At 60.3% G+C, this 16138-nt stretch carries 15 protein-coding genes; 1 reads left to right on the forward strand and 14 read right to left on the reverse strand.

What is annotated here, in order from left to right:
* Positions 1-26: 26 nt before the first annotated feature.
* The 6 genes from DBAC_RS08855 to DBAC_RS08880 form a co-directional block, all read right to left on the reverse strand.
* Positions 27-887: an ABC transporter permease gene (locus DBAC_RS08855; RefSeq protein WP_015773948.1), complete on the reverse strand. Its 861-nt coding sequence runs from the start codon at positions 885-887 to the stop codon at positions 27-29.
* Entirely contained in the window at positions 884-1720 is an 837-nt protein-coding gene (locus tag DBAC_RS08860; protein ID WP_015773949.1) for an ABC transporter permease, read from the reverse strand. Before DBAC_RS08860 ends, DBAC_RS08855 begins: the two co-directional genes overlap by 4 nt.
* The gene (locus DBAC_RS08865; RefSeq protein WP_015773950.1) at positions 1717-2802 is read right to left on the reverse strand and encodes an ABC transporter ATP-binding protein; all 1086 of its coding nucleotides are present in this window, start codon (positions 2800-2802) and stop codon (positions 1717-1719) included. Before DBAC_RS08865 ends, DBAC_RS08860 begins: the two co-directional genes overlap by 4 nt.
* A 59-nt stretch (positions 2803-2861) precedes the next feature.
* Positions 2862-3917: an extracellular solute-binding protein gene (locus DBAC_RS08870; protein WP_015773951.1), complete on the reverse strand. Its 1056-nt coding sequence runs from the start codon at positions 3915-3917 to the stop codon at positions 2862-2864.
* Between the two features lie 205 nt (positions 3918-4122).
* Positions 4123-6351, reverse strand: coding sequence for a hybrid sensor histidine kinase/response regulator (locus DBAC_RS17895; protein ID WP_015773952.1), 2229 nt, complete (start codon positions 6349-6351; stop codon positions 4123-4125).
* Between the two features lie 151 nt (positions 6352-6502).
* Complete coding sequence (locus tag DBAC_RS08880; protein WP_015773953.1) at positions 6503-7540, reverse strand: acyltransferase family protein; 1038 nt, start codon at positions 7538-7540, stop codon at positions 6503-6505.
* A 200-nt stretch (positions 7541-7740) separates the two neighbouring features.
* Between DBAC_RS08880 and DBAC_RS08885 the strand changes: the two genes are divergently transcribed.
* Positions 7741-8637 carry a VgrG-related protein gene (locus DBAC_RS08885; RefSeq protein ID WP_015773954.1) on the forward strand — a complete coding sequence of 299 codons (897 nt, stop codon included), beginning with the start codon at positions 7741-7743 and terminating at the stop codon, positions 8635-8637.
* On the opposite strand, the gene DBAC_RS08890 is transcribed toward DBAC_RS08885, so the two are convergent.
* The 8 genes from DBAC_RS08890 to DBAC_RS08925 all read right to left on the reverse strand — a co-directional run bounded on the left by DBAC_RS08890 (position 8622) and on the right by DBAC_RS08925 (position 16117).
* Positions 8622-9128 (reverse strand): GNAT family N-acetyltransferase, encoded by a 507-nt coding sequence (locus tag DBAC_RS08890; RefSeq protein ID WP_015773955.1) that lies wholly within the window; start codon positions 9126-9128, stop codon positions 8622-8624. The two genes, DBAC_RS08885 and DBAC_RS08890, sit on opposite strands and share 16 nt — an antisense overlap.
* Positions 9121-10143 (reverse strand): D-alanine--D-alanine ligase family protein, encoded by a 1023-nt coding sequence (locus tag DBAC_RS08895; protein WP_015773956.1) that lies wholly within the window; start codon positions 10141-10143, stop codon positions 9121-9123. The genes DBAC_RS08890 and DBAC_RS08895 overlap by 8 nt, the downstream gene beginning before the upstream one ends.
* A complete protein-coding gene (locus tag DBAC_RS08900; RefSeq protein ID WP_015773957.1) occupies positions 10140-11135 on the reverse strand; it encodes a D-alanine--D-alanine ligase family protein in 996 nt (331 codons plus the stop codon). The genes DBAC_RS08895 and DBAC_RS08900 overlap by 4 nt, the downstream gene beginning before the upstream one ends.
* On the reverse strand, positions 11120-12355 hold the full coding sequence (locus tag DBAC_RS08905; protein WP_015773958.1) for a KamA family radical SAM protein: 1236 nt from the start codon (positions 12353-12355) through the stop codon (positions 11120-11122). Before DBAC_RS08905 ends, DBAC_RS08900 begins: the two co-directional genes overlap by 16 nt.
* Before the next feature lie 318 nt (positions 12356-12673).
* Positions 12674-13648, reverse strand: coding sequence for a hypothetical protein (locus DBAC_RS08910; protein ID WP_015773959.1), 975 nt, complete (start codon positions 13646-13648; stop codon positions 12674-12676).
* Between the two features lies 1 nt (position 13649).
* Entirely contained in the window at positions 13650-14687 is a 1038-nt protein-coding gene (gene pyrC, locus DBAC_RS08915) for a dihydroorotase (protein WP_323740350.1), read from the reverse strand.
* On the reverse strand, positions 14659-15093 hold the full coding sequence (locus DBAC_RS08920; protein ID WP_015773961.1) for a YqaA family protein: 435 nt from the start codon (positions 15091-15093) through the stop codon (positions 14659-14661). Before DBAC_RS08920 ends, pyrC begins: the two co-directional genes overlap by 29 nt.
* 1 nt (position 15094) lies before the next feature.
* A complete protein-coding gene (locus DBAC_RS08925; RefSeq protein WP_015773962.1) occupies positions 15095-16117 on the reverse strand; it encodes a tRNA dihydrouridine synthase in 1023 nt (340 codons plus the stop codon).
* Between the last annotated feature and the right edge of the window lie 21 nt (positions 16118-16138).

Consider the following 16138-nt stretch of genomic DNA (forward strand, 5'->3'; position numbering starts at 1 on the left):
CTGTCCGGGATGGGCATGGGCTGTCCTTACTTGAGGCCTTCCTTGCGATCGATGTACAGATTGGTCAGGGCCAGAATGGACGTACCGACGATGAGCAGGAGCGAGATGGCGTTTATGACCGGGGTGGAACCGTCGCGGACCTGCAGGTACAGATTGATGGGCAGGGTGGGCTGTGAGCCGACCAGAAAGAGGGTGGTGTTGAAATTCTCGAAGCTCATCAAAAAGGCCACGGCCCCGGAGCCGATGATCGATGAGCGCAGATAGCGCAGGGTGATGTGCCAGATGACCTGAAAGCGGGTCGCGCCGAGATTCAGCGCCGCCTCTTCCAGGGAATGGTCGAATTTGCGCAGCTTGGCCGAAACCACCAGGGTCACAAAGGTGGTGATGAAGGAAAACTGCCCCACCACCACCAGCCAGAAGCTGGGCCGGAACAGTTCGACGTCCAGGTTCCAGTGGTCCTCGAAATAGATGCCCGCCGTGGTCGCGCCAAGCAGGATGGAAATGCCCAGGATCACGCCCGGAATGACCAGCGGAGCGAGCATCAGAAAATACAGAAAATTCTTGCCCTTGAAATTTTCCTGCTCGAACAGGAACGCGGCGCAGACTCCCACCACCACGCACGAGGCCGAGACCCACAGCGCGGTCTTGAAACTGACCCAGATGGCGCGCAGGTTGTCCGCGTCCTCGAAGATGCCGACCCGTTTCGGCCCGGCGGAGAAGAACCAGTCCAGGGTGAAACCGCGCCAGGGCAGGGACGGGAAATCGGAATTGTTGAAGGCCAGCACGCAGGTCACCAGGAGCGGCGCGAAAAGAAAAATGAAATACAGCAGGATGAAAACCACGAAAGCGCGGTCATAGGCCCGGGATCTGGGCAGGGAGCGGATCATGACGCCACCTCGCCCAAACGCTGGCCGGAAATCTTCAGCCCGACCCAGATGATGCCCGAGCTTAACAGCAGCAGCAGAAAGCCGAAGGCCGCTCCCTGATTCCAGTTGAAGCTGGCGATGAACTGGTTGTAGATCTGCTCCGTGAACCACAGGGAGTTCTTGCCGCCCATGAGGTTGGGGGTCAGGTAGTTGCCGAGCACCAGCATGAAGACCACGATGGCGCCGGAGGTAATGCCCGGCTTGCAGTGCGGGATGATGATCGTGCGCCAGATGCAGGACTTGCTTGCGCCCAGGTCGTAGGCGGCCTCGACCAGGCTGTCGTCCAGGCTCTCCATGACCGAGACCAGGGGCACGACCATGAAGAGCATGGACGTGTAGACCAGACCCATGATCATGGTCGCGTCATTGTAGAGCATCTCGATGGGGCGCTCCACCAGGCCAAGCTGCAGCAAAAAATAATTGATGACCCCGGATTCGCGCAGCAGGATCATCCAGCCGTAGACCCGCACCAGCTCGCTGACCCAGAACGGCAGCAGCAACAAAACCATCAGGAAACCGCGCACGCCCGGCCGGGAAAGCTTGGTGATGTAGAAGGCCACGGGCAGGGACACGACGAGGGTCAAAAACGTGGTGATGATGGAATAGGCCGCCGTGCGCACGAAGGTCAGCCAGTAAATGGGCTCCAGAAAGAAATTGCCGTAATTTTCAAGACTCCAGCTCTTGCCGACCCGAAAGCTCAGGATCAGGAGGTCCAGATGCGGCAGCACGATGAGCAGAAAAAGCCACATCAGAACGGGAGCCAGGAAGATCCAGAACAGACCGGAGCGCTTCATGCCGTCTCCTCCCGCGCAAAGGCGACGCCGGACTGCGGGTGCCAGCCCAGGGTGATGTTCTCGCCGGGGCGGATGTGATCGAAGGCGCGGTTCTGGGGCAGGGCCACGAGCAGTTCGTGACCGGCGGCGGTGGCGGTCAGCAGTCGGCTGTTGGCCCCGTCGAAGAGGATGGCCTTGACCGTGACGCCGAAGGTGTTGAGGCCATCCCTTTCGGCCGGTTCGATGACCATGGCCTCGGGACGCAGAAAAAGGGTGGCCGGTCCCTTGCGCGCATCGGCCTTTTTGCGGGCGCGGAAAATCAGGTTTTCATCGGTGCGTATCAGCACCGTCTCGTCATCCATCTCCTCCACGTTCCCGGCCCAGCGGTTGTTGTCGCCCACGAACCCCGCCACGAAGGGGGTATGCGGGTCGCCGTAGAGCTCCTGCGGGGAGCCGACCTGCTCGAAGCGCCCCCTGTTCATGACCGCCACGGTGTCGGACATGACCAGGGCTTCGGACTGGTCGTGGGTGATGTAGACAAAGGTCGTGCCGATCTTGGCCTGCAGCTTCTTGAGCTCGACCTTCATTTGCTCCCGGAGTTTCAGATCAAGCGCGCCGAGCGGTTCGTCCAGCAGCAAGACCTTGGGTTCGAGCACCAGGCAGCGGGCAATGGCCACGCGCTGTTTCTGGCCGCCGGAGAGCTGCTGGATGCGCTTGGCCCCGAACCCGGGCAGGTCGACCCGTTCCAGGATCTCATCCGTACGGCGGCGAATCTCGGCGGAAGGAAAATTGCGGCGTTTCAGGCCAAAGGCGATGTTCTCGGCTACGTCCATCATCGGAAAAAGGGCCAGATGCTGGAAAACCAGATTGACAGGCCGGTTGTTGGGCGTGACCCCGCGCATGTCCTGCCCGCTTATCTCGATGCTCCCGCTGGTGGACTCCTCGAATCCGGCGATCATGCGAAGCAGCGTGGTCTTGCCGCAGCCCGAAGGCCCGAGGATGGAGAAGAAAGAGCCTTTGGGCACGGAAAAGGAGACGTCGTCCACGGCGACAAACGTCCCGAACTTCTTGACCAGACTGGTAATGACCAAATCGAATTGCATGCGACTTTCCGTTGTAAAAAAATGAGGTCCGAAGCCTGCGGGGCTTCGGACCTTCTTGCTTAGTTGGAGGCTTTGACCTTGTCCAGCACCTTGCCTTCCATGGCTTCAAGGTTGGCCGGGACCGGCGGGTACCATTTGATGTTGTCGATGGTCGCCTGCGGGAAGGAACGGTCGAAATTGGCCTGGAAAGCAGGGTCGATGAACGGACCTGCGCCCTTGGAGGCCGTAGGGGTCTTCTCGGCGGAAGTGAAATAGCCGCTGTTTTCCGGCTTCAGCATGAAGTTGATCCACTTGTAGGCGGCTTCCACATTCTTGGCCTTGGCCGGTATGGTGAAGGTGTCGATCCAGCCCAGAGCGCCCTCGCTCGGAGCCACGAAGTCGATATCCTTGTTGTCTTCATGCAGTTTCCATCCGCCGTTGTCCCAGGCCTCGGCCACGGTCACTTCGCCGGAGCGCACGGATTCCAGCAGCTGGTCGCCGTTGGCCCAATAGTTCTTGACCAGAGGCTTGGCCTTGATCAGCTCGGCCTCGATCTTGGAAAGCATCTCGGCGTAGGCCTTTTCGTCACCGTAGAGGGCAAAGGGGTCGTAACCCAGCGCAAAACCCAGGCCGATGAGAGCAGGCCGTTTCAGGCGGTAGCTGATGCGTCCCTTGTACTGCGGATCGATGAGCGCCTTCCAGGAGGTCGCGCCCGAAGCCTGGGCGGTGTTGACCACCAACCCGGATGTGCCCCAACAAAACGGCACCGCGTAGGACTTGCCGCCGACCAGGGTGTTCTTCTTCACGGCTTCAAGCATGGAGGGGATGAACAGGCCTTCCTCAATTTTGGAGTAGTCGATGGGCTGATAGATGCCGAACTCCTCCTGCACCGAGGAGATGCGGTCCTGGCTGGGCTGGGCCAGATCAAAACCCGCCCCGCGCGTAGCCCGCAGCTTGGCGATCATTTCCTCGTTATTGGAATAGGTTACCTCGACCTTTACGCCCGTCTCGGCCTCGAACTTGTCCACCAGCTCTTTGGGCGCATAGCCTTTCCAGGTCAGCAGCTGCAGAGTGTCGGCCATGGCCAGGGATGAACCGAACATCAGAAAAACGACCATCAAGACAATCCGTTTCATGCGTAATTCTCCTTATAAATGTGTAGGAAAAAACAAACATGTACCAATCACAGCCAATTCCGACAAGAGCGTGGCAGGCTGAAGTCAAGACAAAGGCAGGGCGATTCCCAGGAAAATCCGTACACGTCATACGCCGAAAATACTATCGAATCTGTACAGGTTCCGGCAGGAAATCTAGGCCCTTCAGTCCTGGGGACAATCACCCTCAGACCAGAATCGAGTTGACCGTCTCTTTCAGGCGGGCCATGTCCACAGGTTTGGAGACGTAGGAATCCATCCCGCCTTGCAGGAAACGCTCCCGGTCTCCGGCCATGGCGTAGGCGGTCATGGCCACGATGGGGACATCAAGCCCCAGCTCTTCGCGAATGATCCGCGTGGCCTCCATACCGTCCATGACCGGCATCTGCACATCCATGAAAACCAGATCAACGTTCTCGCGCTTCAGTATTTCGACGGCTTCCAGGCCATTGCCGGCGCTTATGACCTCGCAGCCAAACTTGCCCAGAATCCGCTCCATGGCCATGCGGTTCACGCTGTCGTCCTCCACCAGCAAAAAGCGTCGTTCGCCGAGATCCCTTTCCACGCCGCTGCGTTGCGGCCTCGCAAGGGTGGCCGAACCGACGGTGAAAGGCAGGGTCACGCCGACCAAGGTCCCTTCACCCTGCGTGCTTTGAATCTGCAACTGCCCGTGCATGAGATCGACCAGCCGACGCACGATGGCCAGCCCCAGACCCGCGCCCTGGTGCGAGCGGACACAGGAGCCGTCGACCTGAATGAACGGCTCGAAAATATCCTTGAGACGCTCGCTTGGAATGCCCACGCCGCTGTCCTGAACCGTGAAACGGATCTGGCAGGTGGATTCCCCCGCTGCCGAGACAAGGACAAAATTCACAGCGACCTGCCCTTTGGGCGTAAACTTGACGGCGTTGCCGACCAGGTTGAAGAGAATCTGGCGCAGTCGGGCCTCATCGCCAAAAAGATGGGCCGGGATGCGCGGGTCCACCCGCACCTCCAGCCGCACGCCCTTTTCACGGGCCGGAGTTTCAAAGATGTCGAGAATGCTCTGGCGTACGTCGGCTACGGCAAAGCTCTCTTCCTGAATGACCAGCTTGTTCGATTCGATGCGGGACAGGTCGAGAATGTCGGAAAGCAGGCGGGTCAGGCGATTCGTGGAGCGAATGGCCGTCTCGACATATTCCCGCTGTTCGGCGCTGGGTCTGCCGGACTCAAGCAGCTGCAGCATGCCCAGCACACCGTTTAGCGGGGTGCGGATCTCGTGGCTCATGTTGGCCAGAAACTCGGACTTGCTGCGCGAGGCGTCTTCGGCGGCATCCTTGGCCGCGCGCAGCGCATCGACGGCGACCTGCCGCTCCTGCGCCATGCGATCAAGAGCCGAGGCCAGAAGGCCCAGCTCTCCGGCGTCGTGGTTCACGCCCGTTGGCGTGCCGTAGTCCCCGATGCGGAACCGCTCCGCCGCCATGACCAGCGCCCTGACCCTGGGCATGAAAAAAGCGCGCTCCGCCACCCAGGCCATGACCAGCGCCAGAACGGCCGCGCATGCGGACAGGACCAGCCCGGTTCCCATGGCTTTGCGGGCATCGGCGCCTATGGCGGCTTCGGGCATGCCGATGAAGATGGTCATGTAGGCGGGAGCGTCCCGGTCCAGTCTGATTTTATGAAACGCACTGATGCGGCTGAGTCCGTCGGAGCCTTGGCTGACAAAAACTCCGCTCTCCCCGCCCTCTTTCGCGGCCTTCCAGGCCGAGGGGCTGATAAACGCACCAAGGGGAAAGGATTCGTCCACAAACGATCGAAAAAGCCGCCTGCCCTCGTGGTCGGCGACGCCCAGAAAAGAGCCATCCGGCAGATGCTCTCCCGCAAAAAAAGAATGGAACTTGCTCAGGTCCAGGGCCACGGTCAGCACGCCGCTGACCTCGCCCAGTTCATCAAGGATCGGATAGGCGAAGGGAAAGGACGAAACCGCGGTTGCGCGGGAAACAATGTATTCTCCAGGAGAAAACACCTTGGTCCGCAGGGCGTCCTTGAAGTGTTTGCGGTCGGCCAGACTGGGAAAGGTCATGGGCATCGCCGAAACCAGGATGCCACCGGAGGGGTCGGTCAAGGTGATATTTGTGTAAAGCGGATTATGCAGCAGAATTCTGGTGAAAATCTCGGTGCAGGCAACAATGTCCTGATTCCGCACTTCATCCATGATCGCGAGCGTGGTCAGGGTCTGCCGGGTCACGTCGGTCGTGCGCAGCTGTGCTCCGGCCAGGGCGGTGACAATGCGCGCGAGCTCCTGCCGGGCATGCAGCACGGCGTCGTCGCGGCTCGCCAGACCGTTATGAAGAATGATCCCCAGCGCCGGCAGCACAGCCAGGAGCACCAGACTGAAAAGCATGCCCCGAAATGACTGAAAAAAAGCCAGACGCATGGAAACCTCCCAGGTTCAAGGCAAAGCCCTGACAAACTGATGAACTCCCCATAGCCTGCTGAAATGAAAAAGGGAAGAAAAGTGCGCCCATCTCTGAGCACCTTGGGGCGAACAAATCCCGCGCGACCGGACGCGCAGAACGACCAGTCCGCTACCAGCCTATGATCATTCTGCTTTTTTCGGGAAAAGCTTTCTTCACTCTCTTGGCGACGGCATAGGAAGCCCAAATGACCAAAGGGGACAGAATGGGCAAGAGGTGCACCCCGTAAAAAGGCTTGTAATAGGACTGGACCGTCGAGATGAGATAGATAATCCAACCGTGCAAAAAGTAGATGGCAAAACTTGATGCAGCCAGGGTCTTCAGAAGAGGGCTGTCGATGTGCTCGTACTTATGCAAGAACACCATGAAATAAACACACAAAATCTGCTTTTGTATATAAGCTATATCTATCCAGTTAAAATCGAATGGATTTTTCTGCAAATTTCCGGACGCATCAAAAAACAAAGCCTGCACTATCGCCAGGAACAAAACACATCCTAAAAGATGAAAATCCTTTCCTTTGAATTTTTCATATATATAATCTCGCTCAATGGAACACAATATTCCAAACATATAAACTGGAGAAAAATATATTACGGACTGCAATATTGACCAATTATTAATTGGCCTATGCATAAAAATTGATATGATCGACATAAATATCAATACATATATTTTATATCTCGTAGTCATTTTTATAAAAAATATAAAAACTGGAGATATGACAAACATGGCCATTATGAACGGTATATACCAGTAAACCATCACACCGCCATACCAATAATAAAGAAAAATGGGACGAATAATTTTGTCATAGAAAGAATCGCCCGGCCCAAAGTAAAATTCAGGAAAAGGCTCTTTGAGAATCAAAGCCAGCACTATGGGAAGCGCCGACAAAATAAGATATGGAATGTATACGTTCCTGAACTTCTTTTCCAAAAACTTACGGTAGACAAATTTTGGATAGAAAACATGATGAAAAAGAAATCCGGAAATGAACACAAACAGCGATGTCCCACCCGAAATGAGATTAGCCAGCACCCGTTCGCCAAAGCTGTCGATCCACCAGCCGGAGATACCGTAGGAGTGGCCGATGACTATCAGAACAATGGACACTGCACGAAAATACTCAAAAGATCTCAGGTGCATAAAATCTCACTCAAGAGGTTTGCCGGCAGTCGCTCTGCCGAAATCGACACCACAAAAAAACACCGGAACAAAATTCCCGGTCCAGGTCTGGCCATGCCGACCGTCCCGCGGCATGCCGCTGGCAGCCAGGGCTGGCCCGAAATCTGCTAAGACCGGACTGAAGCCTTGGCAGCGACATGATTTTGACACGGAGACGTTACATGAGCCTTCTTGATCCCATCCAACTGATGACCCTCATGGGCACCACCCCCGACCGCAAGAGCCATAAAGCCGCGCTGGCCGGCGGATTTCAAAGCCACATGCGCCAGGCTCTGGGAAGCAGGGACATAAACGCCTTGAGTTCGAGCATGGGGGGAAGCTCCATGGAAAACTCCCTCATGCAGGACGCCCTGCATGGATTGGCCGCGATCATGAGGCATGAACAGGCGGGTATCCGGAGCGGAAGCGGCACCGGCAAGCAACCCGCCATCGGCGCCCTGTCCTCGACCTTCGAGTCCGGCACCGAGGGCGTGAACGCCATCGGATACGACAGGAATGGCGGCACCTCCTATGGTACCTACCAGATCGCGTCCAAGCCCGGGACCATGAAAGGCTTCATCGAATTCCTGCGCGAAAAAGAGCCCGCATGGGCCGGAAAACTCAAAGCCGCCGGACCTGCGGACACGGGCTCGACCAAAGGGCGCATGCCCGATGCCTGGCGGAGCATCGCGGCCGAGGACCCGGAAAAATTCGGCCAACTGCAACGGGATTTCATCGAAGCGACCCACTACGCCCCCGCGCGTGACAAGATTTTGGCAAGAACCGGCGTGGACATGGACACCATGCCCGCAGCTGCCCGTGAAGCCCTGTGGAGCACCTCGGTGCAACACGGACCGGCTGGAGCGGCCAGAATATTCAGCCGGGCCATCAAATCCTTAGGCACTGACCAGTCCGAACACGAATTTGCGCAAAAACTCATCGACACGGTCTACGACAACCGCAAGTCGCAGTTCGGCTCTTCCACGGCCAGCGTGCAGGCCAGCGTGAAAAACCGCATGAACGTCGAAAAAGAGATGGTCCTGGCCATGCTCGACGACGAAAGTCAGTCCCAGGCCTGATCGCGGCCTATCTTCTTGGTGAAATACAGGATGTCCTCGCCGGGGGCGTAATAGTCGCCAATGCGGGCTTCCTGCTTAAACCCGCAGGACAGATAGAATCGGTGCGTCGGCGCATACTGCTGCCTGGACGATGTTTCAGCGATGAGCTTGCCGCCGCCCATGCCCTTCAGCCTGTCCTCCACTTCAACAAGCAGCAATTTCCCCAGTCCCCGTCCGCGCATGGATTCGTGCACCGCCACCCAATAGAGATCAAAGGTACAGGCGGTGCATGGCGTGGGTCCGTAGCAGGCGTAGCCCAGGCTGCGGCCTTGCGGGGAGTCGGCGAAGACGAAGAGATACCCGCTCTCCTCCCCTTTGGCCAAATGCTCGGCCACCAGTTCTTCCGCCACATCCACTTCCGCCCCTGAAAAAAACGCCGTGGAGGTCACGATCTCGCGTACGGCCAGACGATCATCTTCACGCACCCGGTCCCGGAAGAGTATTTCAGACATGGCGTCCTTCCTGCGTTTTTCCCGAACGTTCCAAGGCATCGAACACGATCTCTTGGACCAGCGCCGCGTGGTCCAGACCCGCGCGCTGGGCTGCGGCCGCGAAACCCGCGTCCGGCGTAATGCAGGGGTTCGGATTGACGTCGATGACGTAGATTTGGCCCGGACCCGCGACCCGAAAGTCAATTCGCGCATACCCGGCCAGGTTGAAAAGCTCCCAGCAGGCACGACCGATCCGTTTCATTTCCAAGACCAGATCCTCTTCCCCGTCCAGATCGAAACTGCGAACCGAGGCGGCGTAGTCCGCGCTGCCCTGGTCCCACTTGGCCGCATAATGCAGGATGGCCGGCCCGGGCATCGCGGAATCGAAAACCATCTCGGCCAAAGGCAGGTCGCGCACTCCACCGCCAGGCTCGGCCAAGAGGGCCAGATTGAATTCCCGTCCTCGCACATACCCCTCGGCCACGCAGTCGCCGCCCATGCGCGGCGCGAATTCCCGCATGGCCGCCAGTAATTCCGCACCTTCCCGCACATCCACGACGCAGTCCGGACCCAGCCCCAGGGACGCGTCCTCGAACCTCGCTTTGATTATATAGGTACCGGGGCCGGGGAAAACACCCCGTTGCAGCTCTCCCATGGTCACTCCGGGAGGAACGGGCAGACCGGCCGCATGCAGCAGGCGTCTGGCCAAGGCCTTGTCTCCGGCCAGGGCCATGCTGCCCTCGTCCGCGCCGGTAAAGGGAAAACCGGCCTTGCGAAAAAGTGCCGGAGCCAGACAGGCCAGGCTGGCCAGCCCGTGGCAGGACTCGACCAGGTTGAAGATGACGTTTGGCCTGCGATGCGCAAGGCTGGTCTCCAGGGCCGACGGGTCGGAGCCGAGAACGTGCTCCGACGTGCGCCAGCCACACCGGGCCAGGCTCTCCCGCACGCTGCGGGCCTGCGCCACCGTGTCGAGGGCGTCGGGAGAGGCGGCGTCGGGGATGCTTTCACGAACCACGGCCACATGCAAACCCGTCATGAACGGTTCCCATGCCGCTTCCCGGCCCTGGCCATGGCCGAGTCCATGATGGACGCGATCAGCTCGTCGTAACCCAGCCCGATCTTGCCGCAGAGAATGGGCAGATCCGAACTCTCCGGATTGAGCCCGGCCAGCGGGTTGACCTCGATGAAACGGGGCTGACCCTGCGCGTCCAGACGCACGTCGATCCGCCCCGCGTCCAGACATCCCAGGGCCTGCCAGGCGGCGCGGGCCACTTCGGCGGCCTGCGCGGCCCGGTCGTCGCCGGCCAGTTCGTAGAGCGCCCGCTCCCGCCACTCCTGCTTGTTGGCGTAGGTGTAGGCGCAGGCGTCGCCCCGGGCCGTGGCAAGCACCTCCATGACCCCAAGCACGCGGCACTGCGGGCCGCTGCCCAAAATGCCCACGGTGAACTCCCGGCCCGGCAGAAAAGTCTCCACCAGCGCAGGCTGGTGGAAAGTTTTGAGGACATGGGCGCAGATATCGCGCAATTCCCACCGGTCCTTGACCAATGACTTGTCGCTCACGCCCTTGCTGGACCCTTCGGCCACGGGTTTGACAAAGAGCGGAAAGGGCAGATCGATGGCGTCCACCTCCTCCACGCTGTTCACGATCCTGAAATCGGCCGTGGGCACGCCGTGCGCCCGCAGCACCGCGTTGGTCCAGCCCTTGTGCAGGGACAGGGCCAGTACTTCGGGTCCGGAAAAGGTATAGGGAATGTCCCAGGCGTCGAGCAGGGCCGGGACCTGGGCCTCGCGGGCCAGGCCGCGCATGCCCTCGGCGAAATTGAAGACCATGTCCCAACGACGGCCGTCGGCCAGGGCACGCGCGAGCGGCATCACCCCGCCGACCAGCTCCACCTCGTGGCCCTGGGATGCAAGCGCCTGCCGGATGGCCTCGACGGTGACGGGGCTGTCCAGCTCCGCCACCTCGTCCTTGCCGTATCCCCTGTCCAGATATTCCTGCTGCAGGTCATAGGTCATACCAACGAGCACGGGGCCTCCCGCAAACCGAGCTGATCGGGATAATGGAAAATCCGGTCTTCGTAATTGCGCAGCACCACGCCCTGTTCGTCGCGGCCCTGGAAATAGCCCGGCTGCAAAGGCACCTTGCCCCCGCCGCCGGGAGCGTCGATGACATAGGTCGGGATGCAGTAGCCCGAGGTATGTCCGCGCAGCCCCTGGATGATGGAAAGTCCGGTGTCCACCGGAGTGCGGAAATGGCTCGACCCGGGAATCGGGTCGCACTGATACATATAGTATGGGCGAACCCGGTTGCGGACCAGACCGTGCATGAGCCGCTTCATGGTCTCCACGTCGTCGTTGACGCCGGAAAGCAGCACGGTCTGGCTGCCGAGCGGGATGCCGCCGTCGGCCAGGCGGTTGCAGGCCAGGGCCGTGTCGGGGGTGATCTCGTCGGGATGGGTGAAATGCAGGCTGATGAACAAGGGATGGTAGCGACGCAGCATGCGCACCAGATTGGGCGTGATGCGCTGGGGCAGCACGGCCGGAACCTTGGAGCCGATGCGAACGATCTCCACATGGGGAATGGCGCGCAGCTGGGACAGGAGCCACTCGATCTTCATGGCCGGCAGGGTCAACGGGTCGCCGCCGGAAAGGAGCACGTCGCGCACCTCGTCATGCTGGCGGATGTAGTCCAGGGCGACCTGCCAGCTGCGCATGTCGGAGCGGTGTCCGGCCTTGCCCACCAGCCGGGAGCGCGTGCAATAGCGGCAATAGGTGGAACAGAATTCCGTGACCAGAAAGAGCACCCGGTCCGGGTAGCGGTGCACGATGCCCGGCACGGGGCTGTGCCCCTCCTCTCCGAGCGGATCGGAGGTCTCGAAAGGCAGGACCTGCGTCTCTCGGACATCGGGCAGGATGCAGCGGCGCAGAGCCTCGCTGCGGGAAGCGACCCACAGGTAATACGGCGTGGCCGCGGCAGGCAGACGGCGCCGGCTCTTCTCGAACACCGGCGCATCCACCCCGAGAATCCCGGCCATGGCCTGAACGGACGTCACGCGGTGCTTGAGCTGCCAGCGCCAGCTGTCCCAGTCCTTTTGCACGGCCCCGGGAAAATGGGTGTTCATGAAATTTTTGCGATGGGCCCAGATGCTGAGCTCAAGGTCTTCGGAAGGGGAGGATAAAGAGGGGGGTTCGGCCAGCTCCGGGCCTAATTCTGTAGGCTGTGTTGCGACAATTTCGACAACGTCCATGGTTTCCTCTGCGCACGTAAAAGTATTCAAGTGATGAAAACGCGCCTATCCAAAACAACATATTTAAATAATTACATATTACTGACAGCATTCTTGCATGCGCGCCCGCCCTTGAAGTCGGGACAAAACGCATGTCCGCTGATGCGACGGCTCATATTCCTTTCCTATATCCTTGTCATCAGATTGGAAGGTACGACAGCGCAATTATTTTGAAATTTCGTGAATTAATTTGGAAACGGCGCGGCAGGCCGAAACACGGAGGCGAAAAAATCGGTTGATCGAATGTCTTTCCGACGCGGCAGGAGCAAAAAAGCCTGTCTATTCGGGCTTTGAGGCCACGATGCACTTGTAGGTTTCAAGCAGTTCCACAAAGGCGTCATGGTCCCCGCCCTTGTCCGGATGCATGGACATGGCCTTCTTGCGGAAGACGCGCGCGAACTCGCGCCGAGTCATGCTTCGGATCTCGGACATGCCCATGCCGAAGAGTTCACGCACACGCTCCGGGGCCACTGGTTTGGGACGCGGTCGGTGACGGCGGAAGTCGTTCATGAAATCCTGAAAGATGCGCTCGAAACCGCCCGCGGTAGCAAAATAGAAATCAAAATGCAGGCACGCGTAGCGCCGCAGATACGCGTGGACGCCGCCTGGCAGGCCGAACCCGAAGGCGGCGTCATCATGCAGGCGGCAGAATTCGTGCATGAACGCCTCGTCCAGCTGCTTCTGGTCCTGGGCTTCGGGCATGGTCCGAGCCGTGAGATTGGCGAAATGGCGTTGCAGATTGAGCGAGGCGTGGACATAGTGCCGCGCTTCGTCACCGGATAGGGAGCGCTCCATGCGCAAAAAAAGCTGTTCCAGCTCGTCGCGGCTCTTGCCCAAAAGTCGCAGAAAAAGCTTGGGGCTTATCTCGTCGATGCGGCTCAGGTTGACTTCGCCCGAACGCAGGTAGGCCATGCGTCTGCGGTCGAAAGGATGCAGGAGGCGGATGGCGTCCTCCTGCGCGCGGGTCGGCACCGTCCGCTGCCACGCGCCGCCGCGGGAAGCACGGTCCATGAAACCCGCAGGCGCGAACGGGCCAAAGGCCTCGTCCAGGGCGTCCATGTCGAGGTCCAGATGGGCGAGGCGCTCAAGCAGGCTCTCGGCGTAGGATATGCCGAAGCGTCCGAAATGGACCACGCGCCCGGGATCCGGACCCAGGTCCGCCAGCGTCTCGAACCCGAGGCCGCCGGTACGGGGCACCGTGCGCCGCAGTTCATAGCGTACGCTTCGCCCTTCCCTGAGCACCGCCACGTACATGTCAGTCCACCACCCGCCAGTCCAGGGACTGTCCGGCCAGATAGGGCACGACGCACCCGATGCTCTGTGGCACGGTCCAGGCGCTCCGCTCAAGCCGCACGTCCCTGGCCATGGGAGTCAGGCCATAGGCCGCGCAGGCCCGGTCCGAGACAAAGGCCTGCAGTCTGTCCAGGGCGTCCAGTTCCTCGAAGAGTCCGGCCAGGGCGGGCAGGGCCACGGGCGCGGAAAAGATTCCGGCAGCGCAGCCCGGCGCTTCCTTGGCCGTGACCGGATGCGGGGCCGTGTCGCTGCCGAAGAACGCCTGGGGATGGTCAAGGGCCGCCCGGCGCAGGGCGTCGCGGTCTTCGGGCCGCTTGGCCACGGGCTTGCAAAAAAGATGCGGGCGCATCAGTCCGCCGAGAACATCGTCGAGGGTGATGAACAGATGATGCAGGGTGATGGTGGCGAAAAGGTTCTCGAAACGGTCCAAAAGCTTCACCCCGGCCTCGGTGGTGACGTGTTCGAGGACGATACGCAGGCGCGGAAATGCTCCTGCCCATTCCCGGACCACGGGCAGAAACGCCGCTTCGCGGTCCATGACGAACCCGCAGCCCTCACCGTGGATGAGCAGCGGAATGCCCAGCTCCTCCATGATGGCCAAAGTCGCGTTGGCCTGTCTCATGTCGGCCAGACCGTCCTCGGAGTTGGTCGTCATTCCGGCGGGATAGAGTTTGAGTCCGATGATGTGCGGCCTTGCGGCCAGCAGTTCTTCCCTGGAGTAGGCCCGAAAAAAAAGAGTCATGAACGGGGTGAAGGACTCTCCCGTCACGCGAAGTATTTCCTGCCGATAGTCCAAAACCTGCGCGAGGCTGGTCACGGGCGGGGTCAGGTTGGGCATGACCACGGCGGCGGCGAAATCCCGGGCCGTGTGCGGCGCGACCAGGGCCAGCATGTCGCCCTGACGCAGATGGACATGCATGTCCATGGGGGAATGCAGAATCAGCATAAAACCTCCAGGAACCATTATTATATCAGGAAAGAAGATAGGCAAGTCCGGCATACCGCGCCAGCTTGCCCAGCAGTACCGGAGGAATGAAGCGTTTCAAAGTCAGCCCGAAAAGACCGGCCACGGCGCAAAGCGGATCCCCGATTATGGGCGTCCAGGCCAGCAGCAGACTCCACGAGCCGTAACGGGCGAAAATGCGCACCGCCCGCTCCCGCTGCGCAGCGGAGAGACCCAGCAGGCGGGTCAGAAACGGTTCGCTGCCCCACCGCCCCACTCCCCAGGTGGTCACGGCGCCCACGGTGTTGCCGATCGTGGCCACCGCCACGCAGGCATACGGATCGGCGCCGGCCAGGATCAACCCTCCCAGCGCGGCCTCTGAAGCCACGGGCAGAAACGTGGCGGCCAGGAAGGACAGGACAAAAAGCCCGTACAGCCCGTATTCAAGCAGCAGCTCTTCCATGTCAGGACGTGAACAGGAAGGCGTTGGGGGTGGAAGCGACGGCAGGCCTTTTTCCCAGAATCCGCGCCGCGTTGTGCGTCATCTCCTCCCGGGTCGTCCCGCGCGCCAGCTCAGGCCACAGGCTGTGTCCATAGACGAAATTGGCGGCCAGGTAGGGAAGATACTTCTTGTACATCTTGATGGCCCTAGCCTGCTCGAAATGCCTCCAGATGGCGTCGATCAGTTCCAGCGCGGTGCGCAGGAAAATATCCTCGTCCGGCTCGAAACCATGCGCCAGTTGGGCGAAAATCCAGGGCCGGGCGATGGCCATGCGCCCGATGGACACGCCGTCGCAGCCCGTCTCTTCCATCATCCTCAAACAATCGGCGGCGCAAAAGGCGTTGCCGTTGCCAAGCACGGGGATGGACACGGCCTCGACCACAGCCCGGATATGCGCCCATTTGGGCGGACGTGATCTGCGATCCGGGGCGATGCGCGGGTGAAAGGTCAAAAGGTCCGCGCCCGCGTCCTCGAAACGTCTGGCCAGATCCACGGCCAGGTCCGGTGAATTTTCCCAGCCGCTGCGAAACTTGACCATGACGGGGCAGCGCACGGCCCGGCGCACGGCCCGCACCATGGCCACGGCGCGTTCGGGGTCTTTGAGCAGCGCCGCCCCATAGCCCTTCTTGCAGATGGCGGCCACGGAGCAGCCCATGTTGATGTCAACGCCCATGAGCCCTTCGGCCTCGATGCGCCGGGCCGCCGCGGCCATGACCTCAGGCTCCCCGCCGAAAATCTGGCAGACCAGGCTTGCCGCCTCCTCGTCGCGCCAGCGGAACACGGGGGAATGATGACGGCTCTCCTGCGGCACGGCGCGGGCGTTGCACATCTCCGTGACCATGAACCCAAAACCCCCGAAGCGGCCCAGCACTTCGCGATACGCCACATGCCCCAGCCCGGCCATGGGCGCGAGCACAAGGCGCGAGGGCAGGCTGCGGGAGCCTACGTTCAGGGGGAGGGAAAACAGGGGATTCAGCGACGGCATAAAAGCAAAACGCCCGGGTAA

Origin of the sequence: Desulfomicrobium baculatum DSM 4028, from assembly GCF_000023225.1 — a bacterium.
GTDB classification, from domain to species: Bacteria; Desulfobacterota; Desulfovibrionia; order Desulfovibrionales; family Desulfomicrobiaceae; genus Desulfomicrobium; species Desulfomicrobium baculatum.